Annotated in this window: 20 protein-coding genes; 13 read left to right on the forward strand and 7 right to left on the reverse strand. The window is 70.8% G+C overall.

What is annotated here, in order from left to right:
• Positions 1 to 2: 2 nt before the first annotated feature.
• From kdpF (WQO_RS03905) to kdpF (WQO_RS03910), 3 genes are all read right to left on the reverse strand, one after another.
• On the reverse strand, positions 3 to 92 hold the full coding sequence (kdpF, locus tag WQO_RS03905; RefSeq protein WP_032747605.1) for a K(+)-transporting ATPase subunit F: 90 nt from the start codon (positions 90 to 92) through the stop codon (positions 3 to 5).
• Entirely contained in the window at positions 89 to 229 is a 141-nt protein-coding gene (locus WQO_RS36090; RefSeq protein WP_010056766.1) for a hypothetical protein, read from the reverse strand. Before WQO_RS36090 ends, kdpF (WQO_RS03905) begins: the two co-directional genes overlap by 4 nt.
• 182 nt (positions 230 to 411) lie before the next feature.
• Positions 412 to 501 carry a K(+)-transporting ATPase subunit F gene (gene kdpF / locus WQO_RS03910; RefSeq protein WP_010056767.1) on the reverse strand — a complete coding sequence of 30 codons (90 nt, stop codon included), beginning with the start codon at positions 499 to 501 and terminating at the stop codon, positions 412 to 414.
• Positions 502 to 752: 251 nt separating this feature from the next.
• Here kdpF (WQO_RS03910) and WQO_RS03915 point away from each other — a divergent pair, with 251 nt between their 5' ends.
• A complete protein-coding gene (locus WQO_RS03915) occupies positions 753 to 2,633 on the forward strand; it encodes an APC family permease (protein WP_058953866.1) in 1,881 nt (626 codons plus the stop codon).
• Between the two features lie 245 nt (positions 2,634 to 2,878).
• A complete protein-coding gene (gene kdpB, locus WQO_RS03920) occupies positions 2,879 to 5,029 on the forward strand; it encodes a potassium-transporting ATPase subunit KdpB (RefSeq protein ID WP_058953867.1) in 2,151 nt (716 codons plus the stop codon).
• 321 nt (positions 5,030 to 5,350) lie between these two features.
• On the opposite strand, the gene WQO_RS03925 is transcribed toward kdpB, so the two are convergent.
• The gene (locus WQO_RS03925) at positions 5,351 to 5,776 is read right to left on the reverse strand and encodes a secondary thiamine-phosphate synthase enzyme YjbQ (RefSeq protein WP_010062383.1); all 426 of its coding nucleotides are present in this window, start codon (positions 5,774 to 5,776) and stop codon (positions 5,351 to 5,353) included.
• A gap of 92 nt (positions 5,777 to 5,868) precedes the next feature.
• Between WQO_RS03925 and WQO_RS37260 the strand changes: the two genes are divergently transcribed.
• From WQO_RS37260 to WQO_RS03950, 6 genes are all read left to right on the forward strand, one after another.
• Entirely contained in the window at positions 5,869 to 5,952 is an 84-nt protein-coding gene (locus WQO_RS37260; RefSeq protein ID WP_311307964.1) for a putative leader peptide, read from the forward strand.
• A 289-nt stretch (positions 5,953 to 6,241) separates the two neighbouring features.
• Positions 6,242 to 7,129 (forward strand): ABC transporter permease, encoded by an 888-nt coding sequence (locus WQO_RS03930; protein ID WP_010062382.1) that lies wholly within the window; start codon positions 6,242 to 6,244, stop codon positions 7,127 to 7,129.
• Positions 7,102 to 8,001, forward strand: coding sequence for an ABC transporter ATP-binding protein (locus WQO_RS03935; protein ID WP_010062381.1), 900 nt, complete (start codon positions 7,102 to 7,104; stop codon positions 7,999 to 8,001). The genes WQO_RS03930 and WQO_RS03935 overlap by 28 nt, the downstream gene beginning before the upstream one ends.
• Positions 7,998 to 9,026 carry an ABC transporter substrate-binding protein gene (locus WQO_RS03940; protein WP_010062380.1) on the forward strand — a complete coding sequence of 343 codons (1,029 nt, stop codon included), beginning with the start codon at positions 7,998 to 8,000 and terminating at the stop codon, positions 9,024 to 9,026. The genes WQO_RS03935 and WQO_RS03940 overlap by 4 nt, the downstream gene beginning before the upstream one ends.
• Positions 9,023 to 10,231: an LLM class flavin-dependent oxidoreductase gene (locus WQO_RS03945; RefSeq protein ID WP_010062379.1), complete on the forward strand. Its 1,209-nt coding sequence runs from the start codon at positions 9,023 to 9,025 to the stop codon at positions 10,229 to 10,231. Before WQO_RS03940 ends, WQO_RS03945 begins: the two co-directional genes overlap by 4 nt.
• Before the next feature lie 64 nt (positions 10,232 to 10,295).
• Complete coding sequence (locus tag WQO_RS03950) at positions 10,296 to 11,435, forward strand: NAD(P)-binding domain-containing protein (RefSeq protein WP_010062378.1); 1,140 nt, start codon at positions 10,296 to 10,298, stop codon at positions 11,433 to 11,435.
• Positions 11,436 to 11,492: 57 nt separating this feature from the next.
• Here the strand turns inward: WQO_RS03950 and mltG are convergent, their stop codons facing one another.
• The 3 genes from mltG to WQO_RS03965 form a co-directional block, all read right to left on the reverse strand.
• Positions 11,493 to 12,353 (reverse strand): endolytic transglycosylase MltG, encoded by an 861-nt coding sequence (mltG, locus tag WQO_RS03955; RefSeq protein ID WP_010062376.1) that lies wholly within the window; start codon positions 12,351 to 12,353, stop codon positions 11,493 to 11,495.
• 416 nt (positions 12,354 to 12,769) lie between these two features.
• On the reverse strand, positions 12,770 to 13,381 hold the full coding sequence (locus WQO_RS03960; protein WP_029182468.1) for a hypothetical protein: 612 nt from the start codon (positions 13,379 to 13,381) through the stop codon (positions 12,770 to 12,772).
• Between the two features lie 79 nt (positions 13,382 to 13,460).
• On the reverse strand, positions 13,461 to 15,278 hold the full coding sequence (locus tag WQO_RS03965) for an ABC transporter ATP-binding protein (protein ID WP_010062372.1): 1,818 nt from the start codon (positions 15,276 to 15,278) through the stop codon (positions 13,461 to 13,463).
• A gap of 113 nt (positions 15,279 to 15,391) precedes the next feature.
• Here WQO_RS03965 and WQO_RS03970 point away from each other — a divergent pair, with 113 nt between their 5' ends.
• The 5 genes from WQO_RS03970 to WQO_RS03990 all read left to right on the forward strand — a co-directional run bounded on the left by WQO_RS03970 (position 15,392) and on the right by WQO_RS03990 (position 24,445).
• The gene (locus WQO_RS03970; protein WP_010062371.1) at positions 15,392 to 15,892 is read left to right on the forward strand and encodes a MarR family winged helix-turn-helix transcriptional regulator; all 501 of its coding nucleotides are present in this window, start codon (positions 15,392 to 15,394) and stop codon (positions 15,890 to 15,892) included.
• Between the two features lie 51 nt (positions 15,893 to 15,943).
• A complete protein-coding gene (locus tag WQO_RS03975; protein ID WP_058953868.1) occupies positions 15,944 to 18,898 on the forward strand; it encodes an FAD-binding and (Fe-S)-binding domain-containing protein in 2,955 nt (984 codons plus the stop codon).
• Positions 18,899 to 19,160: 262 nt separating this feature from the next.
• Positions 19,161 to 20,645: a Gfo/Idh/MocA family protein gene (locus WQO_RS03980; protein WP_010062370.1), complete on the forward strand. Its 1,485-nt coding sequence runs from the start codon at positions 19,161 to 19,163 to the stop codon at positions 20,643 to 20,645.
• 156 nt (positions 20,646 to 20,801) lie between these two features.
• A complete protein-coding gene (locus WQO_RS03985) occupies positions 20,802 to 22,667 on the forward strand; it encodes an ABC transporter transmembrane domain-containing protein (RefSeq protein WP_010062369.1) in 1,866 nt (621 codons plus the stop codon).
• The gene (locus WQO_RS03990; protein ID WP_010062368.1) at positions 22,664 to 24,445 is read left to right on the forward strand and encodes an ABC transporter ATP-binding protein; all 1,782 of its coding nucleotides are present in this window, start codon (positions 22,664 to 22,666) and stop codon (positions 24,443 to 24,445) included. Before WQO_RS03985 ends, WQO_RS03990 begins: the two co-directional genes overlap by 4 nt.
• The last annotated feature ends 30 nt before the right edge of the window (positions 24,446 to 24,475 follow it).

Raw genomic sequence — 24,475 nt, forward strand, 5'->3', positions numbered from 1 at the left:
ACTCAGAACCTCTCCGGGTAAAGGAGAGCCAGCACCAAGTACCCGACCAAGGAGACGGCGACGATGAGGCCGACGACATTCTCGATACTCACAGCTTGGTCACCCCCCGGGCGACGAAAGCCACCAGCGCGAACACCGCGACTATGGTGACGACGAAGGCCAGATCGGCCATCGCGAGCTCCTGATTGACGTGGGAATGGAAACCGGCCGTGTGGCCGGATACGAGCAAACCTCGACTTCAGCTCATCGATGCGCCATTTTTACGGGCTTCATACGAACACCGGTCATCCTTTGACGCCAATCTGACAACGCCGAGCAGAGACCGATTACGGAGCGTTCCCATCGGTGACAGAGGGGCGCACAGCAGCAGCGTGCGACGGGGCCGCTCACCGCGATAGGAGCCTCTCCGGCTCAGAACCTGTCCGGCTTCACCAGCGCCACGACGAGATACCCGAGCAGGCACAGGGCGACGATCAGCCCGACCACGTTCTCCGCGTCCATCAGCGTTCCCTTTCGTCATGTGGGGGCCCGGCGGGATCCACAGGCCCATCGTCACCCGCCACCGGGCCGCGCGCGCTCCGCGTACCGGCTCATTGGCGCAGCCCTAGCGCCGGTCGCGCAGGAGCGGCGTATCGAAAGCGTGAAAAGCAGCCGGGCCGCGCGTACGAATCGCGCCAAGCCCCGTCGACGGTGGCGCGGAGAGGTCCGACGCTTTCCTCATCCCCACTCGTCTCTCGTCAGAAGGCACTGCCATGTCCGTACATCCAGGTGACCCGATAGCGGCCGTCCGGCCGACGCCCAGCTCGAACAAGCCGCCCGACACCCGCCACGGGGCAGCCGGCGAACGTCACCGGCTGACGGCTCTCCAAGGGCTGTCCGCCCTGTCGCTGGACGCGATGGCGTCGGTCGCCTACGGCCCCGAGTCGATCGTGCTCGTCCTGGCCGCGGCCGGCGCGTACGGACTGGGCTTCACCCTTCCGGTCACCCTCGCGATCGCGGTCCTGCTCGCCGTGCTCGTCGCCTCCTACCGGCAGGTGATCGCCGCGTTCCCGGACGGTGGCGGCTCCTACGCGGTCGCCAAAAGGCACCTGGGCCGCCGGACCGGTCTGGTGGCGGCGGCCTCGCTGATCCTGGACTACGTGCTGAACGTGGCCGTTTCCGTAACCGCCGGTGTGGCCGCTCTGACGTCGGCGTTCCCTCAGCTGTACGGGGAGCGGACGTGGATCTGCCTCGGTGTCCTGGTGCTCGTCACGGCGGTCAATCTGTTCGGGGTGGTGAGCTCCGCGAGGGCGTTCATCGTGCCGACCGCCGTCTTCGTCGGCTCGATCCTGGTGATGATCGCGGTCGGTCTCTTCCGGGACGGTCCGGCGAGCACCGCATCCGCCGCGGGGCACGCCTCGGCACTCGGGGAGGGCGCCACCACGGTCGGCGCCCTGCTGCTGCTCAAGGCCTTCGCGGCCGGCTGTTCGGCCCTCACCGGCGTCGAGGCCGTGGCCAACGCCGTCCCCTCGTTCCGCGCCCCGGCGGCACGACGGGCCCAGCACACCGAGGTCGCGCTCGGCGCTCTGCTCGGGGTGATGCTCATCGGGCTGTCCGTGCTGATCGGCCGCTTCCACCTCCAGCCGGTCGAGGGCGTCACCGTGCTGGCCCAGCTGGCAGACGCCTCCTTCGGGCACAACGCGGCCTTCTACGTGGTCCAGTTCGCCACCATGGTGTTGCTGGCACTGGCCGCGAACACCTCGTTCGGCGGACTGCCGGTGCTCATGAGCCTGCTCGCCTGCGACAACTACCTGCCGCACGTCTTCGCGCTGAAGGCCGACCGGCAGGTGCACCGGCACGGCGTGATGTGGCTCGCCGCCGTCTCCGGTGTTCTGCTGGTCCTCTCCGGAGGGGACACGAACACCCTTGTTCCGCTCTTCGCCATCGGGGTGTTCGTCGGCTTCACCATCTGCCAGGTCGGCATGGTGCGCCACTGGTACGTGCTGCGGCCCGGCGGCTGGCGGGTCAAGGCCGCCCTCAACGGCTTCGGGGCATCGCTCACCGGTGTCTCCGCCGTCGTCGTCACCGCCGTGAAGTTCACCGAGGGCGCCTGGCTGATCGTCCTGGCCCTGCCTCTGCTGGTGCTCACCTTCGGCAGGATCCACCGCGCCTACGAACGGATCGGCGCCCGTCTGGAACTGGGCCGGATACCCGAGCCTCCGCACCGGTCCCCGTCATTGGTCGTGGTCCCCGTCTCCGGCCTGTCGAAGCTCACCTGCCAGGCGCTGACCGCTGCCCGGTCCCTGGGCGACAGCGTCCTCGCGGTCACCGTCACCCACCCGGGCGACGAGGACCGTCGGTCGGCGGAGGCCCTTCGGCGCGACTGGGAACTGTGGAAACCCGGGGTGGAACTGGTCGAAGTCCACTCCGAACGCCGGGAGCTGGGCAGCCCCTTCTCCGCGTACATACGCACGTTGGGCGAGTCGCATCCGGGATTCCACGTCACCGTGCTCATTCCGGAAACAGAACCGGCCCACGTCTGGCAGCGGCTACTGCAGAATCAGCGAGGCTCCGTCATCGCCCACGCCGTTCGCCGGGACACGGCGGCGATCATCTGCCGACTGCGTTTCCGGGTCACCACCGAATCGCCCTGACGCATTCCTGACGGCATCCTGACGTCATCTCCCGTCCAGCCGTCAGAGGAGCGCCAATTCCCCGTCGCGGCCATGCAATTGCCTGGGCGGAGGCGATAAGTTTTCTTCGGCCGCCGGTGACCCGCATCGCAGATGACAGCCCGTGGGGGGCGATGGCGAAAGGTCCCGGCGGCCCTCCTCTTTCCTCGCCCGCGCCGGTTTCGCGGCGGTGGGTGTCCCTCTGATTCTCCCGAGAAGGCGTTCCCATGCCTCGCGCCGTCCTGCACAGCTCTCCTCCGAATACAGGGGAAGCACCGCCGTCTTCGCCCTCCCCGACGTCCCGCAGACGTCCAGGCGCGGTGAGCATTCTCCGCGAAGGGCACTTCGCCCACTGTGTACGAGATGCGCTGCGCAAGCTCAACCCCGGCGAATTGGTGCGGAAACCCGTGCTGTTGGTGGTGGCCGTCGGGTCCACACTCACCACTCTTTCCGCCGTCGCGCACCCTTCCGTGTTCTCCTGGTTCATCAGTTGCTGGCTCTGGCTCACGGTCCTGTTCGCGAATCTGGCCGAGGCGGTCGCCGAAGGCCGGGGCCGCGCCCAGGCGGCGTCGTTGCGCAGGACGCGCACGGAAACGATCGCGCTGCGGTTGGAGCACTGGACGTACGGTGCGAACCCGCGGCACGCCAGGACCGAAGCCGTCACACCCGCGGAACTCCAGCCCTTCGACTTCGTCCTCGTCCGGGCCGGCGAGACCGTCCCCGCCGACGGCGATGTGGTGGACGGAGCCGCGATGGTGGACGAATCAGCGGTCACGGGTGAATCGGCCCCGGTGCTGAGGGAGTCGGGCGGCGATCGGTCCGGAGTCACCGGCGGCACGACCGTACTGTCCGACGCGATCGTGGTCCGCGTCACCGCTCGGCCGGGCGACAGCTTCATCGATCGAATGATCGCGCTCGTGGAGGGCGCCTCACGGCAGAAGACACCCAACGAGATCGCCCTGAACATCCTGCTCGCCGCGCTCACCGCCGTGTTCCTTCTCGTCGTGATCACTGTGCAGCCCATGGCCGGTTACGCCGGGGCTGCACAGTCCACAACCGTTCTCGTGGCCCTGCTGGTCACCCTCATCCCCACCACCATCGGCGCGCTGCTGTCCGCCATCGGCATCGCCGGAATGGACCGTCTGGTACAGCACAACGTCCTGGTGATGAGCGGGCGGGCTGTCGAGGCGGCCGGGGACATCAGCACCCTGCTCCTCGACAAGACCGGAACCATCACCTTCGGCAACCGGCAGGCCGCCGCCTTCACCCCGATGCCGGGTGTGGACCACACGAAGCTCGCGGACGCGGCCCAGCTGTCCTCCCTCGCCGACACGACCCCCGAGGGCAGGTCCGTGGTCGCGCTGGCCGCACGCTACGGCCTGGTCGCGCCCCGGGAGGAGGAGCTGAGCAACCCCCGTTTCGTCGAATTCACAGCGCGCACCAGGATGAGCGGCGTGAACCTCACGTGGCCCAACGGGGCCGGCTGCGCCATTCGGAAGGGCGCGGCGACACAGATCGCCGAGTGGGTAGAGCAGCGCGGCGGCTGTGTGCCGCCCGAGGCCGCACAGTGGTCGGCGGCCGTCTCCGTATCGGGCGGCACCCCACTTCTGGTGGCCGTTCACGACTGGGACGGGCCGAGGGTGCTGGGCATCATCCATCTCAAGGACGTGGTGAAGGAGGGCGTACGGGAGCGGTTCGAGGAACTGCGCCGGATGGGCATCCGTACGGTCATGATCACGGGTGACAACCCGCTGACCGCGAAGGCGATCGCCGAGGAGGCGGGGGTCGACGACTTCCTGGCCGAGGCGACGCCCGAGGACAAGATGGCCCTCATCAAGCGGGAACAGGCCGGCGGCAAGCTCGTCGCGATGACCGGCGACGGCACGAACGACGCCCCCGCCCTGGCCCAGGCCGACGTCGGCGTCGCGATGAACACCGGAACCTCGGCCGCCAAGGAGGCCGGGAACATGGTGGACCTCGACTCCAACCCCACCAAACTCATCGAGATCGTCGAGATCGGCAAACAACTCCTCATCACCCGGGGCGCGTTGACCACCTTCTCGATCACGAACGACGTGGCGAAGTACTTCGCGATCATCCCCGCGATGTTCGCGACCGCCTACCCGGGCCTGGACGAGCTCAACATCATGGGCCTGCACAGCCCGCAGTCGGCCATCACCTCGGCCATCGTCTTCAACGCGCTGATCATCATCGCTCTCATCCCGCTCGCCCTGCGCGGCGTGCGGTACAGGCCCGCATCCGCCGAGGACCTGCTCCGCCGCAATCTCGCCGTCTACGGGCTCGGCGGCCTGGTCCTCCCGTTCGTCGGGATCAAGCTGATCGACTTCGTCATCTCCACCCTTCCGGGCTTCGGATGATTTCCGTCAGAGGGCCGTCAGGACCGCGTACATGCCCTTGAGTCGCAGGACTCGGAGACATTGACTGAGGGGGACCAACAGCAAGACCGGCTCTGTCGGGGCAGCCACCCACCTCTGTCAACGGCGTGGCTCACGACCACTTCCTCGCGCCGGTCCTTTCGAGCCCTGCTGCCGGCCGCGCCCGGGCCGGTCGGCAGCAGGCACCACGTGACCATGGCCCCCAAGGCCGGCCAGCGCTGCCTCCCGAGCCGCTGGCTCCTCCGCGGGGGCGGTCTCCGTCCAGGCCGCCCCCGCCCCTTCACAGAACGCGACCAGATCGGCTCACCCACCGAAGAAGCTCAACCGGACCTGACGGTTGGCATTGTCCTTATTGGTATCCACCAGGCAGACCGACTGCCACGTCCCCAGCTCCAGTCGGCCACCGATCACCGGCAGCGTGGCGTGGGGCGGGACCAGGGCCGGGAGTACGTGGTCGCGGCCGTGGCCGGGGCTGCCGTGGCGGTGCTGCCAGCGGTCGTCGGCGGGGAGCAGGTGGTGGAGGGCGGCCAGGAGGTCGTCGTCGCTGCCCGCGCCCGTCTCCAGTACGGCGATGCCGGCCGTGGCGTGGGGGACGAAGACGTTGAGGAGGCCGTCGCGGCCGGGGGCGGTGCGGGTGAGGAACTCCTCGCAGGCGCGCGTCAGGTCCGTGACCGTCTCGGCCGTACCCGTGGTGATGTTCAGGACCGTGGTGGTGAAGGAATCGGACATGCCTCCATCATCACCTCACCAGGGTGAGATGAGGCGTCCACGCTCCGAGACGCCATTGACCGTGTCCCGACCGGATGGCTACGTTCAGCGCCATGTTCCGATCAGCTCTGCTCACTTCGCGCGGTCACATCGACCTGCTGCGAGTGGCTTCCGCCGCGTGTTGTCGCGGCTGCTGACGTTCCCTCGGCGACTTCCGGGCCGCGCCCGCGCTGCCTGTCGTATTCCGTCGCTCCTTCTGCCGTAGTCGCGTACGGCTCAGTGCCGCTGCGCATCCGCACCGGCATCCGCTGAGCTTCCCCGCTTCGTCTCCCGCTTCGCCTTCGCCGGCCTTCCGTCGGTCCTTGTGCATGCGTGGTCACGGGGTTGCTCCGGCATGTCCGTGACGCCCTGGCCCGCTGCCCGCCTGCCCCTCTTCTCGCCCGCATTCCCTCTGTGCGCATCCGCGCGTCCCTTCCTGGAGCCGCCATGACCGTCAGCCACGCACCGCCGTCCGCGATGCCCGCACCCCTCGAGAAACCCTCCGCGCCGACGCGTACGCCGCCCGAGCTGGAGGCCGTCGTCCCGGCCTCCGTCCGGCGGTCGCGGTTGCGAGCCGCTCCGCGGTGGGTGCGGCGTGCGGTGGGGCCGCTGCTGTTGCTCGTGCTGTGGCAGGTGTTCAGTGCCACGGGGGTGCTCGATCCCGATGTCCTCGCCTCGCCCGGGACCATCGCCCGGTCCGGTGCCGATCTGATGGCCGACGGGACGCTGCCCGCCGCGATGGGAGTCTCGCTCCAGCGGGTGGTCGTGGGGCTCCTCCTCGGCGGGGTGATCGGGACGTCGCTCGCGCTCGTGTCGGGGCTCTCGCGGCTCGGGGAGGATCTGGTCGACGCGACCGTGCAGATGCTGCGCACCGTGCCCTGGGTGGGGCTCATCCCGCTGTTCATCATCTGGCTCGGGATCGGCGAGGCGCCGAAGGTGGCCCTCATCGCCCTCGGAGTGGCCTTCCACCTGTATCTGAACGTGTACGCGGGCATTCGGGGTGTTGATGCCCAACTCATCCAAGCCGGTACGTCGTTGGGGCTCGGGCGATGGGGTCTGGTGCGGCATGTCGTGCTGCCGGGGGCGCTGCCCGGGGCCATGACAGGGCTGCGCTACTCGCTGGCGACGGCCTGGCTCGCCCTCGTCTTCGGTGAGTCGATCAACGCCGACGCCGGGATCGGGTTCCTGATGAACCAGGCCCGGGAGTTCTTCCGGACCGATGTGATCGTCGTCTGTCTCGTCGTGTACGCCTTCCTCGGCCTCACCGCCGACGTCATCGTCCGGATCCTCGAAAGGCTGCTGCTGCAATGGCGACCGACCTTCACCGGCCAGTGAAGACCCTCCTCGAAGCCGGCCCCGCCGACACCTCTCCTCCGGCGTCCCACAACGGCGCCGAAGCCGCCGTACGCGTCGAAGGGCTCACCCGCTCCTTCGACGGGCGTGCCGTCATCGACGACCTCGATCTCAACCTGGAAGCAGGCGAGTTCACCGTCCTTCTCGGACGCAGCGGGTGCGGCAAGTCGACCCTGCTGCGGGTGCTGGCCGGGCTCGACCGGGAGATCTCGGGCACCGTCCTGGTCCCCCGCCGCCGTGCCGTCGCCTTCCAGGCCCCGCGCCTGATGCCCTGGAAGCGGGTGTGGCGCAACGTGCTGCTCGGGCTGCCGGGGAAGCCCGAACGTGCCGTCGCCGAGCAGGCGTTGGCGGAGGTCGGTCTTGCGGAGCGGGCCGGGGCGTGGCCGAAGACGCTGTCCGGCGGCGAGGCCCAACGGGCTTCGCTGGCCCGGGCCCTGGTGCGCGAGCCCGATCTGCTGCTGCTCGACGAGCCCTTCGGAGCGCTGGACGCCCTGACCCGGATCAAGGCCCAGCAGCTCGTGGCCGAACTCTGGCAGCGGCGCGGCTGCGCGGTGCTCCTGGTCACCCATGACGTGGACGAGGCCCTGCTGCTGGCCGACCGGGTGCTGGTGATGCGGGACGGGCGGATCGCCTACGACACGTCCGTCGCGCTGGACCGGCCGCGCGAGGTCGGTTCGCCCGGCTTCACCGATCTGCGCTCCCGGCTGCTGAGCGAACTGGGAGTCGAGGGCGCCGGCCGCGCCACCGGCCTCGGCGTCGAGGACGCCGGCCATGCCCAGGCCCGTACGGAGAGCGCGGAGAGCCCCGACCCATCGCCCGCGCGCCCCCACCCCCGTCACGGAGACCCGTCATGAAACGCCGCACCCTGCCCGCCCTGCTCCTCCCCCTCGCCCTGCTCCTCTCCGCGTGCGGCGGCGCCTCGTCCGCCGACTCGGGCGGCAACACCGACGGCAAGGGCAGCCTCACGCTCAACGTCGGTGACCAGAAGGGAGGTTACGAGGCGATCCTGCGGGCCTCCGGAGAGCTCGACGACCTCGACTACCGCATCAAGTGGTCCACCTTCACCTCAGGGCCACCCCTGCTGGAGGCCGTGAGCGCCGGGGCCGTCGACATCGGCGGCGTCGGCAACACGCCGCCCGTCTTCGCCGCCGGGGCCGATTCGAACATCACCGTCGTCGGCGCCACGCACGGCTCGCCGGCCGGTGAGGTCATCGTCGTGCCCGAGGACTCCCCGCTGAAGGAGCCCGCCCAGCTCAAGGGCAAGTCCATCGCCGTGGCCCAGGGCAGCTCCGCCCACTTCCAGCTGGTCGCCTCGCTCAAGAAGGCCGGGCTCGGGATCGGGGACGTCGAGCTGAACTACCTCCAGCCCGCCGACGCGCTCGCCGCGTTCAGCCGGGGCAAGGTCGACGCCTGGGCGATCTGGGACCCGTACACCTCGCAGGTCCTGCGCACGGCGGACGCCCGGGTGCTCACGACCGGCGAGGGCGTCGTCAACGGCCTCGGTTTCCAAGTGGCTTCGCCCGCCTCGCTCAAGAACGCGAAGAAGTCCAAGGCCATCGGCGATCTGCTCGTCCGGCTGGAGCGGGCCCAGAAGTGGGTGTTCGAGCACCCGGAGGAGTGGGCGAAGGTCTGGGCGAAGGAGACCGGGCTTCCGTACGACGTGGCGCTGGACGCAGTGAAGCGCTCCTACGGCACCCGCGTGCCAGTGGCGATCGACGACGCCGCCATCGCCTCCGAGCAGGAGATCGCCGACACCTTCGCCGAACTCAAGCTGATCCCAAGGCGGTTCGACTTCGAGGACTACGTCGACACGCGGTTCGACCGCGACCTTCCTCCTTCCTCCACCACGCCGCGCTCCTACGGAAAGGCCTCCTCATGAACGTCCATCTGCACTGGTTCCTGCCCACGGGCGGTGACGGCCGGACGCTCGTGGACCGGCACGCGTACACCGACGGCGGTATCAAGCGCGACCGGATCACGCCGGTGAGCGGGGTGCGTGCCCCCGATATCGAGTATCTGGCCCAGATCGCCAAGGCGGCCGAGCAGTTGGGCTTCGAGGCCGTGCTGACGCCCACCGGAACCTGGTGCGAGGACGCCTGGCTGACCACGGTGGCGCTCGCCCAGCACACCGAGCGGCTGAAGTTCCTGGTGGCGTTCCGGCCGGGGGTCATCTCGCCCGTGCTGGCCGCGCAGATGGCCGCCACCTATCAGCGGATCACCCGGGGGCGGCTGCTGCTCAATGTCGTCACGGGCGGTGACTCGACCGAACAGCGGCGCTTCGGGGACCATGTGGACCATGACCGGAGGTACGCGCGCACCGCGGAGTTCCTGTCGGTGGTGCGGGGCGCCTGGAGCGGGCAGCCGTACGACTTCGACGGGGAGCACTACCAGGTGGAGGGCGGGCTGACCGCGCTGCCGCCGGACCCGCTGCCGGAGATCTTCTTCGGCGGGTCGTCGGCGGCGGCCGGGCCGGTCGCCGCCGCGCACGCGGATGTCTATCTCACCTGGGGCGAGCCGCCGGCCGCCGTGAAGGAGAAGATCGACTGGATTCGCTCTCTGGCCAAGGAGCAGGGTCGTACAGTCCGGTTCGGCATCCGGCTGCACACCATTTCGCGGGATTCGTCGCGGGAGGCGTGGGCCACCGCCGACCGGCTGCTGGGCGACCTCGATCCGGAGACGATCGCGGCGGCGCAGCAGGCGCTGGGGAAGAGCGAGTCGGTCGGGCAGCAGCGGATGCTGGCGCTGCACGGCGGTTCGCGGGACAAGCTGGAGATCGCGCCGAACCTCTGGGCGGGCGTCGGTCTGGTACGCGGCGGGGCCGGGACCGCGCTGGTGGGCAGCCATGCGGAGGTCGCGGACCGGATCGAGGAGTACCACGCGCTGGGCGTGGAGCACTTCGTGCTCTCCGGATATCCGCATCTGGAGGAGGCGTACTGGTTCGGCGAGGGTGTCACCCCCGAGCTGTCCCGCCGTGGGCTGCTGCCGACCGTGCCCGCGTCGCCGCTGCTGGGCGTGAACGGTGCAGAGAGCCGGACCGCCACGGCGCCTGGCGGGGCTCCCCTGTTGCTCGCCGGGGGTCGCTGAGCCGTGCGGTGACGCTCGTCGGGCGCTCGGGAAGATCCCGGGCGCCCGACGAGTTAGTAGAAGCGTGAACATTTCTGGGGCACGCGAGCTGGACGTGGTCGTCATCGGCGCGGGTCAGGCGGGGCTGTCCGCCGCCTACCACCTGCGTCGCGTCGGGCTGGAGCCGGACGACGACTTCGTCGTGCTGGACCACGCACCCCGGCCGGGCGGCGCGTGGCAGTTCCGCTGGCCCTCGCTGACGTACGGCAAGGTCCACGGGATGCACGCGCTGCCGGGCATGGAACTGACCGGGGCCGACCCCGACCGGCCCTCGTCGGAGGTGATCGGCGCGTACTTCGCCGCGTACGAGGAGCGCTTCGAGCTGCGGGTCCACCGGCCCGTGGAGGTGAGCGCCGTACGGGAGGGAAGCGGCGGGCGGCTGCTGGTGGAGACGTCCGAGGGGACGTACGCGACGCGGGCGCTGATCAACGCGACCGGCACCTGGGATCGGCCGTTCTGGCCGCGCTATCCGGGCCAGGAGACCTTCCGCGGGCGGCAGTTGCACACGGCGAACTACCCGGGGCCCGAGGAGTTCGCGGGGCAGCGCGTCCTCGTGGTCGGAGGCGGCGCTTCCGGTACGCAGCATCTGATGGAGATCGCCGAGCACGCGGCCGACACCTTCTGGGTGACCCGCAGCGAACCGATATTCCGCGAGGGGCCGTTCACCGAGGAGTGGGGGCGGGCGGCCGTGGCGATGGTGGAGGAGCGGGTACGCAACGGGCTGCCGCCGAAGAGCGTGGTCAGCGTGACCGGGCTGCCGCTGAACGACGCCGTGCGGCGGGCCCGGGCCGAGGGGGTGCTGGACCGGCTGCCGATGTTCGACCGGATCACGCCGACCGGTGTGGCCTGGGACGACGGCCGTACCGTCGAGACCGACGTGATCCTCTGGGCGACCGGGTTCCGGCCCGCCGTGGACCACCTGGCACCGCTGAAGCTGCGCGAGCCGGGTGGTGGCATCCGGGCCGAGGACACCCGTGCCGTACGGGACGGGCGCGTCCACCTCGTCGGGTACGGCCCCTCCGCCAGCACCATCGGCGCCAACCGCGCGGGCCGCGCGGCGGTCCGGTCGGTCATGCGGCTGCTGAAGGAGACGGGCGGCGTGCGGGCCGGCGAGGAAGCGGGGCCGGCCGGGGCGGCCGTCGCCGTGTCCGTCCCGAGGGCGTGAACTCGAACCTGTTGCGCGGGGTCCCGTCGGCCTCGCCCCTCTCGTCGGCCGATTCGGTCAGCCCGTCGTGGCGGAGCCGCGGCTGCGGTTGAACTCCTCGACGTTCCTCTGCTGCTCGTCGTAGCTGTCGGTGAAGCGCGTATCGCCGGGGCCGAGCGTGACGAAGTAGAGCCAGGGGCCGGGCGTGGGCCTGACGGCCGCACGCAGCGCCTCCTCCCCCGGATTGCCGATGGGCGTCGGCGGCAGGCCCTTGATCCGGTAGCTGTTGTACGGGCTGTCCAGCTGCGTGTCGGCGGTCGTCGTGTCCAGGGTGGAGCGCTTCAGGGCGTAGTTGATGGTGGAGTCCATCTGCAGCGGCATGTCCTTGAGCAGCCGGTTGTAGACGACCCGGGCCACCTTGCCCATGTCGGCCGGGGTGTCGGCCTCCGCCTGGACGATGCTGGCGATGGTGACCGTGTCGTAGACGGAGACGTTGTTGCGCTGGGACCCCGCCGTCACATGGTCCGCGGCGAAGTGCTTGCGGGCGGTGTCGGCCATGTAGCGCAGCAGGCCCGCGGGCTCGGTCGCGTCGTCGATCGGATACGTGGCCGGGAAGAGGTACCCCTCGGGGTTGCCCTCGGCCTGGGCGGGCAGCTCCAGGTCCACCGTCGACGCCGCCTTCAGCGTGCTGCCGGGCTTCAGGTCGAGCGCCTTGTCGACCGCTTCGTACACCTGCGAGACACGGCGGCCTTCGGGGATCATCAGCGTGTTCTGCGGGCTCTCCCGCTTCCTTGGCGGCTCGTCCGATCCGGTCAGGGACAGCGGGATCAGGACGGCGGCCGACACGACGAGCAGTGCGCCGACGGCCAGGACGATCTTTCCGCGGCGGGTCGGGCGGAGTCTGCGACGGGGGCGGGCGTCCGGGGACTCGTTCACCATGCGGGCACGTTAACCCGGGGTGCGAGCCACGGCCGGTAGCCCGACCACGGCGTCGGCTCCGGCGACACGAACGCCGTACGGCGCGAGCAGAACACCCGTAGCCGGAACACACGAACAAGGGATCGGGTGTTCGCTGGAACGCGTGATCGTCAGGGGATTCGTTGCTCTTCACTCGTCCGGGGCGTGATGATTGCAGAGCGCAGTCAACGGGCTGCAGACCGCTACTGCGCAGTCCCACAGATGCACCACGTACAAGGAGAAAGACCAGATGAACTTCCTGACCAACCTGCTTGCCGGCGTCGTCCACTTCGTGGGTTGGCTCGTCTGACCATTGCTCCGCCCGGCGCCGTCGCTCCCCGTCCCACGGGAGCGGCGGCGCCGCCGTGTGTGGTGCTGCGGGTACGCCGCCGTTCGGCTCAGCCGTTCGCCGCGGCCGGTCCGGTGAAGGGCGGCAGTGCGGCGAACTCGGGCGCCACCGTCACCGCCGCCGCGAGGGTGTCGAGCGTCCGGCGGACCCGGGTGAGCGGGTGGTCCGGGAATTCCGTGTCCCACTGGGCGTGGTCCGCCGCGTGGAAGGGCAGCCCGCCCTGGACCTCGGGGGCGTAGGGGTGCGGCCGGAAGTACTGGTCGGGGCCGAGCTTGGCCATCACCACGGCTTCCCGCATGCCCGTCATACCGCGCTCCGCCGCCTGGATCTTCACCACGGTGCTGCATCCGGCGCGCGGCACCGTGAAGCTGCCGATGAATGCCTGGCCGTTGGGCTGGTTCGGCAGCGGCAGTTTGAGTATCTGCCGCAGGGCGGGCAGCTCGCCCAGTCGCTTCACCGATGCCTCGATGAGTCCGCCGCCCGCCCGGGCGGTGAAGTGGGTCAGACCGTGCCGCAGGGTCGGGCCGTCGTCCAGCGCGGCCGGCAGGTCCGGCGACAGGTCGAAGAAGTGCAGCGACAGCACATCCCCGTGGTCGTTCAGCCAAGCATCGGTGTCGACGGTGCGGTAGCCGGGGAGTTCCACCCCGAGGAGAGCTCTCATGCGCGGCGATCATGCCGTATGCGGGCCCTGGCGGTGACGTCAGGGGCGGCCTGATCGAGGGCCGGCCCGACAAGAGCGGTCAGGGGGCAGGGGCCGGGACCGGGTGGGAGTCGCGGCGGATCAGGGCGGCGTACCGGCCGTCGCGGTCGAGCAGTTCCTCGTGCGTACCGCGCTCGGCGACCCGGCCGTCCTCCAGGACGACGATCTGGTCCGCGTCGCGGACGGTGGAGAGCCGGTGCGCGATGGTGAGCGTGGTCCGTCCGGCGGACAGGGCGTCGATCGCCTCCTGCACGGCCTGTTCCGTACGGGTGTCGAGCGCGCTGGTCGCCTCGTCGAGGATCAGCACCGGAGGGTCGCGCAGGATCGTGCGGGCGATGGCGAGGCGCTGCTTCTCGCCGCCCGAGAAGCGGTAGCCGCGCTCGCCGACCATCGTGTCGTAGCCGTCGGGCAGGGAGGCGATGTGGTCGTGGATCTGCGCCGCGCGGGCCGCGGCCACGATCTCCTCGTCGGTGGCCTCCGGCTTGGCGAAGCGCAGGTTCTCGGCGACCGAGGCGTGGAAGAGGTACGTCTCCTGGGAGACGACGCCGACGGCCCGGGCGAGGGTGTCGAAGTCCAGGTCGCGGACGTCGATGCCGTCGAGCGTGACCCGGCCGCCGGTCACGTCGTACAGCCGGGGTACCAGGTAGCTCAGGGTGGACTTGCCGGAGCCGGTGGATCCGACGACCGCGAGGCTGTCGCCCGCGGGGACGGTCACGTCGATGCCGGTCAGCGTCGGGCCGTTCTTCTCGTCGTAACTGAAGTCGACGTCCTCGAAGGCGATCTCTCCGCGGATCTTCTCCAGGCGGACCGGATGCTCCGGTTCGGTGATGTCCACCGTGAGGTCGAGGTATTCGAAGATGCGCTGGAAGAGGGCGAGGGAGGTCTGCATCTGGACGCCGGTGGAGAGCAGGCTGACCGCCGGGCGGAACAGCCCCTGCTGGAGCGTGACGAAGGCGACGAGCGTGCCGATGGAGACGGCGGCGGCCCCGGAGGCGAAGGTGAGTCCGGCCGCCCAGTAGATGACGGCAGGCATGGCGGCCATGACGATGCCGATCGTGGACATCCGCCAGCGGCCGGCCATGTTGGAGCGCACTTCGAGGTCGACCAGGCGCTCGGACTCCTCGGCGAAGCCTTGGGTGAGGGAGTCGGAGCGGCCCATTGTGCGGCCCAGGAGGATGCCGCTGACCGAGAGGGACTCGGTGACCGTGGCGGCCATCGCGGCCATCTGCTTCTGGCGCTGGGTGGTGATCTTCTTGCGCTCATTGCCGACGCGGCGGCTGATCGCGACGAAGACCGGCAGCAGGAGCAGCGAGACGACGGTGAGCCGCCAGTCGAGGGCGAGCATGGCGACGACGGTCGCGATGACGGCCGTGAGGTTGGAGACCAGCGAGGTCGCGGTGGAGGTGACCGTCGCCTGCATGCCGCCGATGTCGTTGGCGATGCGGGACTGGACCTCTCCCGTGCGGGTCCGGGTGAAGAAGGCGAGCGGCATCCGCTGGAGCTGGGTGTAGACGGCGGTGCGCAGGTCGTGCATGACGCGCTGGCCGACGGTGGTCGAGATGAGGGTCTGGAGCACGCCGAAGACGCTGGTCATCACGGCGGTGAGGATCATGCCGAGCGCCAGCAGGGTCAGCAGGCCCGTGCGCCCCTGCGGGATGGCGGTGTCGAGGATCTCGCGCAGCAGGAACGGGGAGGCGACCCCGACCAGGGAGGATGCGCCGACCAGCAGGCCGACGACGGCCAGGCGGCCGCGGTAGGGGCGGAAGAGGCGGAGGATGCGGCGCACCTCGGCGGGCCGCCGGTCGGCGTCGGTGCGGGCATCGGGCGGGGGTGTCCACGTGGGTTCGTCGGGTTTCATGGGCTCCTTCGTCGGGCGTGAGGCGGGGCCGGGCAGTCCCGGTCCCGCACAGTGAGAGCCTAGCTCATTGTTACCCCTACTCACAATGAACAAGGTCCTGATATTGTTCCCGTATGGACGCCCCGGATTCCCCCGACCCCTCCGACTCCCCTGACTCCCCTGGTTCCCGCGATTCTCGTGATTCCCCCGACGGCCTGCTCGCCGAGCAGCTGCTGCGGCTCACCCGGCGGCTGCACCGCATCCAGCGCCGCCAGCTGGATCCGATCGACATCACTCCGGCCCAGTTCCGGCTGTTGCGGACGGTCGCGAGTTACGACGCGGCCCCCCGGATGGCGGATCTCGCCCGCCGGCTCGACGTCGTCCCGCGCGCCGTGACCACGCTGGTCGACGGCCTGGAGGCGAGCGGCCGGGTGCGCCGCGCCCCGGATCCCGACAGCCGCCGGGTGGTCCGCATCGAGATCACCGACGAGGGGCGCGCCACGCTGCGGTCCCTGCGCAGCGCGCGCCGGGCCGCCGCAGAGGAGATCCTGGCTCCATTGACCGCCGATCAGCGCGAGGTGTTCGGTGAGCTGCTGTCCGCTCTGGTCGACGGAATGCCGGAGCGCCACTGCTGAGCGGCGTTGCCGCGTGCCACCGCTGAGCGCCGAGCCGAGGGGAAGGCCGACATGCCGCTGCTGGAGCCCGATCCGGAAGCCCTGCGCCCCGGAACGGCGCGGGACCCCGCCCCCGACCGGGTGACCGACCGCAGCGCGGGCGGCACCCCGGAGCCGCTGCGGAGCGACCTGATCGCCCTGCTCGGCGCGGACAAGGTGCTCTGGAAGGTCTCCGACCTCGTGCGGTACGCCTCCGACGCCAGCCCCTACCGCTTCCTCCCCCGCGTCGTGCTGGTCCCCGAGGACCTCGACGACGTGTCCGCGATCCTGTCGTACGCCCATGGCAAGAGCCGTTCCGTGGTGTTCCGGGCCGCGGGCACGAGCCTCAACGGCCAGGCCCAGGGCGAGGACATCCTCGTCGACGTACGCCGTCACTGGACCGGCGTGGAGGTGCTGGACGACGGGGCGCGGGCCCGGATCCGGCCGGGCACCACCGTCATGCGGGCCAACGCCACGCTCGCCCGGTACGGCAGGCTGCTCGGCCCCGATCCGGCCAGCGCCATCGCCTGCACCCTCGGCGGGGTCGTCGCCAACAACGCCTCGGGCATGACGGCGGGCACCACCCGCAACTCCTACCGGACGCTCGCCTCGCTCACCTTCGTCCTGCCGAGCGGCACCGTCGTCGACACCGCGGACCCCGCCGCCGACGAGGAGCTGGCCCACGCGGAACCGGAGCTGTGCGCGGGGCTGATGGAGCTGAAGGCGGAGATCGAGGCGGATGCGGAGCTGACCGCCCGGATCCGCGCCAAGTACACGATCAAGAACACCAACGGCTACCGCCTGGACGCCTTCCTCGACGGGGCGACGCCGGTGCGGATCCTGCGAGGGCTGATGGTCGGCTCCGAGGGGACGTTCGGTTTCATCTCCGAGGTCGTGTTCGACACCCTCGCGCTCGACCGGCGGGTCTCCAGCGCCCTGTTGTTCTTCCCCTCCCTCACCGCCGCCGCGGCCGCCGTGCCCCGGTTCAACGAGGCGGGGGCGATCGCCGTGGAGCTGATGGACGGCAACACCCTGCGCGCCTCCGTCAGCGTGCCGGGCGTCCCGGCGGACTGGGCGGCGCTGCCCCGGGAGACGACGGCACTGCTGGTGGAGTTCCGGGCAGCCGACGAGGCGGGCCAGGCGGCGTTCGAGCGGGCGGCGGACACGGTCGTGGCCGGTCTGGACCTCGTCCGTCCGGCGGCGTCCGTGACCAACGCGTTCACCCGGGACGCCGGGACGATCGCCGGTTACTGGAAGGCCCGCAAGGCGTTCGTCACCGCCGTCGGCGGCTCCCGGCCCTCGGGCACCACCCTGATCACGGAGGACTTCGCGGTGCCGCCCGCCCGGCTGGCGGACGCCTGCGCCGCGCTGCTGGAGCTCCAGTCGCGCCACGGGTTCGACGCTGCCGTGGCGGGTCACGCGGCGCACGGCAATCTGCACTTCCTGCTCGCGTTCGACGCGGCGAAGCCGGCCGATGTGGCCCGGTACGACGCATTCATGCAGGAGTTCTGCGCGCTGGTGGTGGACCGGTTCGACGGGTCGCTCAAGGCGGAGCACGCCACCGGGCGCAATATCGCGCCGTTCCTGGAGCGGGAGTGGGGGCCGCGCGCCACCGAGCTGATGTGGCGGACCAAGCAGGTCATCGACCCCGCCGGGGTGCTCGCCCCGCGCATCGTGCTGGACCGGGATCCGCGGGCCCATCTGCGGGGCCTGAAGACCATTCCGAAGGTGGAGGCGGTCGCCGACCCGTGCATCGAGTGCGGATTCTGCGAACCGACCTGCCCCAGCGAGGATCTGACGACCACTCCGCGCCAGCGGATCGTGCTGCGCCGGGAGATGATGCGGCAGACCGACGGCTCACCGGTCGAGGCCGGCCTGCTGGACGCGTACGGCTACGACGCCGTGGACACCTGCGCCGGCGATTCCACCTGCAAACTCGCCTGCCCGGTCGGCATCGACACCGGGGCGATGATGAAGGGCTTCCGGCATCGCCGGCACACCCCGCGCGAGGAGCGGATCGCGGCCCTCACCGCGAAGAACTTCCGGGCGGTGGAGGCCTCGGCGCGGCTGGCCGTGGCGGCGGCCGACACGGTCGGGAACCGGGTGGGCGACGCGCCGCTCCAGGCCGTGACGCGGCTCGCCCGCAAGGCCGTGCGCCCCGATCTCGTACCGGAGTGGCTGCCGCAGATCCCCGGTGCGGCGGCGCGGAAACTGCCGGACACGGCACGCGTCGGGGCGAGCGCGGTGTACTACCCGGCCTGCGTCAACCGCATCTTCGCCGGGCCGGACGACGGCGACGCGGGGCCGGGACTCTCCCTGGCCGAGGCGGTGGTGGCCGTGTCCGGGCGGGCCGGAAAGCCGGTGTGGATCCCCGAGGACGTCACGGGGACCTGCTGCGCGACGATCTGGCACTCCAAGGGATACGACGCGGGCAACAGGATCATGGCGAACCGCATCGTGGAGGCCGCCTGGGGCTGGACAGCGGGCGGGACGCTGCCGCTGGTCGTGGACGCCTCCTCGTGCACGCTCGGCATCGCCGAGGAGGTGGTGCCCTACCTCACCGAGGACAACCGGGCGCTCCACCGCGAACTGACCGTCGTGGACTCGCTGGTGTGGGCGGCCGAGGAGCTGCTGCCGCATCTGACGGTGTTCCGGACGGCCGGCTCGGCGGTCCTGCATCCGACCTGCTCGATGGAACATCTGGGAGATGTCGGGCAGTTGCGGGCGCTGGCCGAGGCCTGTGCGCAGGAGGTCGTGGTCCCGGACGACGCGGGGTGCTGCGCGTTCGCGGGCGACCGGGGCATGCTCCACAAGGAGTTGACGGACTCGGCGACGGCCAAGGAGGCCGCCGAGGTCGACCGCCGCCCCTACGACGCCTATCTGTCGGCGAACCGGATGTGCGAGATCGGCATGGAACGCGCCACCGGGCACCCGTACCGCTCGGCGCTGATCGAACTGGAACACGCCACCCGGCCGACTCTCCCGTGAATCGGTGACGGCGGGCGCCAACACCCGCTCCGGCCTGCACAGATGAGCGTCTTACGGCCCCGATTGGTTGCACCAGTCGGGGCTTCGGCGTGCCGTGAGAAAAGTCCAAGGTTTGAGGACAAGAGTCCAAATACTTCCCTTGCGCACCATCAGCCTCACCCTCCAGGGTCCTTACCGAGCCCCGGTCCCGCCCGTACTCCGTACGGCGGGACCGGGCGTGCTCGCGCACCGTCTGAACCCCCACACCCCACCTGGAGGCTCGATGAACGACGACGCCCGGCCCGCACCGGAACCGCAGGACATCCCCCCGCACAGCGGCGCGGCCGACGAGGTGAACCGGCAGGATCCCAGCCGCCGTTCGGTGCTGTGGACCACGGCGGGCGTGGCCGGGGCCGGACTCGGCCTCGGCACACTGGGCGCAGGCACCGCGTCGGCGGCCGGGGCGCGTGGCCCCGAGGCCGTCACCGCCGCGGAAGCCGTGGCCGCCGCCCCTCCCCGGCAGGGCCGCACCATGGCGGGCGTGCCCTTCGAGCGGCGCTCCACGGTCCGGGTCGGCATCATCGGCCTCGGCAACCGCGGCGACAGCATGATCGACCTCTTCCTCGCCCTCCCGGGCGTCCAGGTCAAGGCGGTGTGCGACACGGTCCGGGACAAGGCGGAGAAGGCCGCCAAGAAGGTGACGGCCGCCGGTCAGCCCGCCCCGGCGATCTACGCCAAGGACGAGCACGACTACGAGAACCTCTGCAGGCGCGGGGACATCGACTTCGTCTACGTGGTGACGCCGTGGGAGTTGCACTTCCCGATGGCGAAGACGGCGATGCTGAACGGCAAGCACGTCGGGGTGGAGTGCCCGATCGCGATGCGCCTGGAAGAGCTGTGGCAGCTCGTGGATCTCTCCGAGCGCACCCGGCGGCACTGCATGCAGCTGGAGAACTGTTGTTACGGCAAGAACGAGATGCGGGTGCTGCGGATGGCGCACGCGGGTCTCTTCGGCGAACTGCAGCACGGCGCGGGGGCTTACAACCACGATCTGCGTGAGCTGATGTTCGACCCCGACTACTACGAGGGTCCGTGGCGGCGGCTGTGGCACACGCGGCTCCGCGGTGACCTCTACCCCAACCACGGCTTCGGTCCGGTCGCCAACTACATGGACGTCAACCGGGGCGACCGGGTCGTCAGCATCAGCAGCGTCGGCACCACGCCCCTGGGGCTCGCCGCGTACCGCGAGGAGCACATGCCTCCGGGCGACCCGAGCTGGAAGGAGTCGTACATCGGGGCCGACCGGACGATCAGCCTCGTGCAGACCGCCAAGGGCCGGGTGATCCGGCTGGAGCACGATGTGTCGTCGCCGCACCCGTACTCGCGGATCAACAGCCTCGGCGGGACCAAGGGCGTGTTCGAGGACTACCCGGAGCGGATCTATCTGGAACCCACGAACACCAACCACCAGTGGGACGACTTCAAGAAGTACGCCGAGTGGGACCACTGGCTGTGGAAGGAGCACGCCAATCCGCCGGGCGGCCACGGCGGGATGGACTACATCATGGTGTTCCGCCTGATGCAGTGCATGCGGCTCGGTCTGGTGCCCGACTTCGACGTGTACGACGCGGCGGTCTGGACGGCCCCCGTGCCGCTGAGCCATCTGTCCATCAAGGCCAAGGGCGCGCCCCTGCCTATCCCGGACTTCACCCGGGGCGAGTGGAAGAAGGCCCGGTCCGGCATGGACTCGGAGAAGCCCGCGGAGTGACGTCTCCGGGGTCCCGGGCCTGCTGGGCCCGGGACCCGCGGGGCGGGGCGACCGGGAGAAAACCGGTTGCCCCGGAACGGGACGAACAGGGACTCTTGCACGTCACCCTGTCTTCGAGGTCCGTCCGGATCTCCGTTTCACGAGCCCTGGGACGTCATGCAGATTCGCGACCTTCCGTATTCGGATCCCGGCGACCCCGATGTCCGTTCGGGTCCTCGCTTCCTGTTCTGGCTCGGCCGCAATCAGCTCGGCGGGCAGCTGAAGTCCCTCTCCTGGGGGCTGCTGCACCAGCTGGCCATCGCCGGTCTGCCGGTCACCGTCGGGCTCGCCGTCCAGGCCGTCATCGACCGCTCCGGGGGACGACTCGCCCTGGCGGGCGGCCTCATCGTGGCCCTCGGCGTGCTGGTCGCCGTCGGCGACACCATGCTCCACCGGACCGCCGTGACCAACTGGATCACCGCCGCCGCGCGGGTCCAGCAGCTGCTCGCCCGCAAGACCGCCGAGCTGGGCTCCGCGCTGACCCGCCGGGTCGCGGCCGGTGAGGTCGTCGCCGTGTCGACCGGCGATGTGGAGAAGATCGGCTGGTTCGTCGAGGCGCTCTCCCGGTTCGCCGCCGCGGCCACCGCCCTCGTGGTGATCTGTGTCGGCCTGGCGTTCTACCTCCCGTCCCTCGGGCTCATGGTGGCGCTCGCCATGCCCGTGCTCGCGCTGGCCGTGCTGCCGTTGCTGCCGCGTGCCACCCGCCGCGCCGACGAGCAGCGCGAGAAGGCGGGCAAGGCCACCGAGCTGGCCTCGGACACCGTCGCCGGGCTGCGGGTGCTCCGCGGTATCGGCGGTGAGGAGCTGTTCCTCGGCCGCTACCGCCGCGCCTCGCAGGAGGTACGCCGCGCGGCCGTGCGCAGCGCCAGGATGTGGGCGCTGATCTCGGCGGTGCAGGTGCTGCTGCCGGGGATCCTGCTGATCTCCCTGGTCTGGTACGGGGCGACGCTCGCCCGGGACGGCCGCATCGACGTCGGCCAGCTCGTCACCGTCTACAGCGCGGCCACCCTGATGCTGTTCCCTCTCCGCCACTTCGAGGAGATCGCGATGGCGTACTCCTTCTCGCGGCCGTCCGCCCAGCGTGCGGTGCGGGTGCTGTCGCTGCACCGCAGTGCGCAGGAGGCCACCGTCGAGGGGGTGGCGCCCACCGGTGATCTGTACGACCCGGCGACCGGTCTGATGGCCCCGCGCGGGCAGTTCACCGCCGTGGTCTGCGGCGACCCGGACGAGGCGGGCCGGCTGGCCGACCGGCTCGGCGGGCATGCGGAGACCGGCGAGGAGGACGAGAAGGCTGCCGCGGCGGCCCCGTCGGTGCTGCTCGGCGGGGTCGCCCTGGACGAGATCCCGCTGGACGCCGCACGGGCCGCGGTCCTGGTCCAGGACAAGGACCCGGTGCTGCTGTCGGGCACGCTCCGGGAGCTGCTGGACGTCCCGTCCTCGGGCCTGGTCACCGCGGACGCGGCGCTGGAGGCGGCCCAGTGCGCCGATGTGCTGAGCGCCCTGGCCCAGGCGTCCGCCGACAACGACGGGGACCCGATGCGGACCCGGATCACCGAGCGCGGCCGGTCCCTGTCCGGCGGTCAGCGCCAGCGCCTCGCGCTGGCCCGGTCCCTGGTCACCGACCCGGAGGCGCTGGTGCTGGACGAGCCGACCTCCGCGGTCGACTCGCACACCGAGGCACGGGTCGCCGACGGGATCGCGAAGCTGCGCCAGGGACGTACGACGGTGGCGTTCGCCTCGTCGCCGCTGCTGCTCGACGCCGCCGACCGGGTGGTCCTCGTCCACGAGGGCACGGTCGTCGCCGTGGGGAACCACCGCGACCTGCTGCGCACCGAACCGCGCTACCGGGCGGTCGTCACCCGCGAGACCGACGACGAGGCGGCCGCGGCGGACACGGCGAACGGCGTCGGCGACGTCCCCGCCCCGAAGAGCGACGACGTCCCCGCCATGAAGAGCATCGAGGAAATCGAGGAGAGGGCATGATCGGCGTCGCACCCCCGGCGTACGACCCCGCGGCCCCGGAGTCGGCGACGACGCTGCCCGTGGGCACACCGACGACCGTGCGGAGTTACGTACGGAGTCTGCTGCGCCGGCACCGCAGGGCGTTCACCATTCTGATCGTGGTCAACGCGGTGGCGGTGATCGCCTCGATCATCGGACCGTATCTGCTGGGCGGTCTGGTCGAGGACCTCTCGGACGGGGTCACCGACCTGCATCTGGAGCGTACGGCCGCGATCTTCGCGGTGGCGCTGGTCGTCCAGGTCGTGTTCACCCGCTCCATGCGGCTGCGCGGCGCGATGCTGGGCGAGGAGATGCTCGCGGATCTGCGCGAGGACTTCCTCGTCCGGTCCGTCGGACTGCCGCCCGGTGTGCTGGAGCGGGCCGGGACGGGCGATCTGCTGTCCCGGATCACCACGGACATCGACCGGCTGGCGAACGCGATGCGCGAGGCCGTGCCGCAGCTGGCGATCGGTGTCGTGTGGGCGGGTCTGCTGATCGGCGCGCTGACGGTGACCGCTCCCCCGCTGGCGCTGGCCGTGCTGATCGCGCTGCCGGTGCTGATCGTGGGCTGCCGCTGGTACTTCCGCCGGGCCCCCTCCGCGTACCGCTCGGAGGCCGCCGGTTACGCCGCCGTCGCCGCGATGCTCGCGGAGACCGTGGACGCGGGGCGGACCGTGGAGGCGCACCGCCTCGGCGGCCGCCGGGTGGCGCTGTCGGACCGGCGGATTTCCGAGTGGACCGCGTGGGAGCGGTACACGTTGTTCCTGCGCTCGGTGCTCTTCCCCGTCATCAACGCGACGTACGTGACGATCCTCGGCGCGGTCCTGCTGCTCGGCGGCTGGTTCGTGCTGGAGGGCTGGCTGACGGTCGGGCAGCTGACGACGGGGGCGCTGCTGGCCCAGATGATGGTCGACCCGATCGGTCTGATCCTGCGCTGGTACGACGAACTCCAGGTCGCCCAGGTGTCGCTCGCGCGGCTGGTCGGCGTCCGGGACATCGAGCCGGACGCGGGCGACGCCGAGGTCGGCCCCGACGGCCGGGACGTACGGGCGGACGAGGTCCGCTTCGGGTACCGGGAGGGCGTCGACGTCCTGCACCAGGTGTCGCTCGACGTGGCTCCGGGCACCCGGCTCGCCCTGGTCGGCCCGTCCGGCGCGGGCAAGTCGACGCTGGGCCGGCTGCTGGCGGGGATCTACGCACCGCGCACCGGCGAGGTGACGCTCGGCGGGGCCGAGTTGTCGCGGATGACGGCCGAGCGGGTCCGTGAGCATGTGGCCCTGGTCAACCAGGAGCACCATGTCTTCGTCGGTTCACTCCGGGACAATCTGCGCCTCGCCCGCGAGGGGGCCAAGGACGCGGAGCTGTGGGCGTCGCTGGCCGCGGTCGACGCGGACGGCTGGGCGAAGACGCTGGAGAAGGGGCTGGACACCGAGGTCGGTTCGGGCGGGTTCGCGCTGACCCCGGCGCAGGCGCAGCAGATCGCGCTGGCCCGGCTGGTGCTCGCCGATCCGCACACGCTGGTGCTGGACGAGGCGACCTCGCTGCTCGACCCGCGGGCCGCCCGCCATCTGGAGCGTTCCCTGGCCCGGGTGCTGGAGGGCCGTACGGTGGTGGCGATCGCGCACCGGCTGCACACCGCGCACGACGCGGATGTGATCGCGGTCGTGGAGGACGGCCGGATCAGCGAACTGGGCAGCCATGACGAGCTGGTGGCGGCGGGCGGCGCGTACGCGTCGCTGTGGCGGTCCTGGCACAGGTGAGGCAGCGCGTCGGAACGGCCCGGTGACCCC

Source organism: Streptomyces globisporus C-1027, from assembly GCF_000261345.2.
Lineage (GTDB): Bacteria > Actinomycetota > Actinomycetes > Streptomycetales > Streptomycetaceae > Streptomyces > Streptomyces pakalii.

What these genes read in the sequence shown, in the direction of transcription:
- WQO_RS03915 (WP_058953866.1), top strand. Translation starts at nt 753, where the DNA reads ATGTCCGTACATCCAGGTGACCCGATAGCGGCCGTCCGGCCGACGCCC.
- WQO_RS03945 (WP_010062379.1), top strand. Translation starts at nt 9,023, where the DNA reads ATGAACGTCCATCTGCACTGGTTCCTGCCCACGGGCGGTGACGGCCGG.
- WQO_RS03970 (WP_010062371.1), top strand. Translation starts at nt 15,392, where the DNA reads ATGGACGCCCCGGATTCCCCCGACCCCTCCGACTCCCCTGACTCCCCT.
- WQO_RS03940 (WP_010062380.1), top strand. Translation starts at nt 7,998, where the DNA reads ATGAAACGCCGCACCCTGCCCGCCCTGCTCCTCCCCCTCGCCCTGCTC.
- WQO_RS03960 (WP_029182468.1), bottom strand. Translation starts at nt 13,381, where the DNA reads ATGAGAGCTCTCCTCGGGGTGGAACTCCCCGGCTACCGCACCGTCGAC.
- WQO_RS03925 (WP_010062383.1), bottom strand. Translation starts at nt 5,776, where the DNA reads ATGTCCGATTCCTTCACCACCACGGTCCTGAACATCACCACGGGTACG.
- WQO_RS03980 (WP_010062370.1), top strand. Translation starts at nt 19,161, where the DNA reads ATGAACGACGACGCCCGGCCCGCACCGGAACCGCAGGACATCCCCCCG.
- mltG (WP_010062376.1), bottom strand. Translation starts at nt 12,353, where the DNA reads ATGGTGAACGAGTCCCCGGACGCCCGCCCCCGTCGCAGACTCCGCCCG.
- WQO_RS03985 (WP_010062369.1), top strand. Translation starts at nt 20,802, where the DNA reads ATGCAGATTCGCGACCTTCCGTATTCGGATCCCGGCGACCCCGATGTC.
- WQO_RS03990 (WP_010062368.1), top strand. Translation starts at nt 22,664, where the DNA reads ATGATCGGCGTCGCACCCCCGGCGTACGACCCCGCGGCCCCGGAGTCG.
- WQO_RS03975 (WP_058953868.1), top strand. Translation starts at nt 15,944, where the DNA reads ATGCCGCTGCTGGAGCCCGATCCGGAAGCCCTGCGCCCCGGAACGGCG.
- kdpF (WP_010056767.1), bottom strand. Translation starts at nt 501, where the DNA reads ATGGACGCGGAGAACGTGGTCGGGCTGATCGTCGCCCTGTGCCTGCTC.
- WQO_RS37260 (WP_311307964.1), top strand. Translation starts at nt 5,869, where the DNA reads ATGTTCCGATCAGCTCTGCTCACTTCGCGCGGTCACATCGACCTGCTG.
- WQO_RS03935 (WP_010062381.1), top strand. Translation starts at nt 7,102, where the DNA reads ATGGCGACCGACCTTCACCGGCCAGTGAAGACCCTCCTCGAAGCCGGC.
- kdpB (WP_058953867.1), top strand. Translation starts at nt 2,879, where the DNA reads ATGCCTCGCGCCGTCCTGCACAGCTCTCCTCCGAATACAGGGGAAGCA.
- WQO_RS03965 (WP_010062372.1), bottom strand. Translation starts at nt 15,278, where the DNA reads ATGAAACCCGACGAACCCACGTGGACACCCCCGCCCGATGCCCGCACC.
- WQO_RS03930 (WP_010062382.1), top strand. Translation starts at nt 6,242, where the DNA reads ATGACCGTCAGCCACGCACCGCCGTCCGCGATGCCCGCACCCCTCGAG.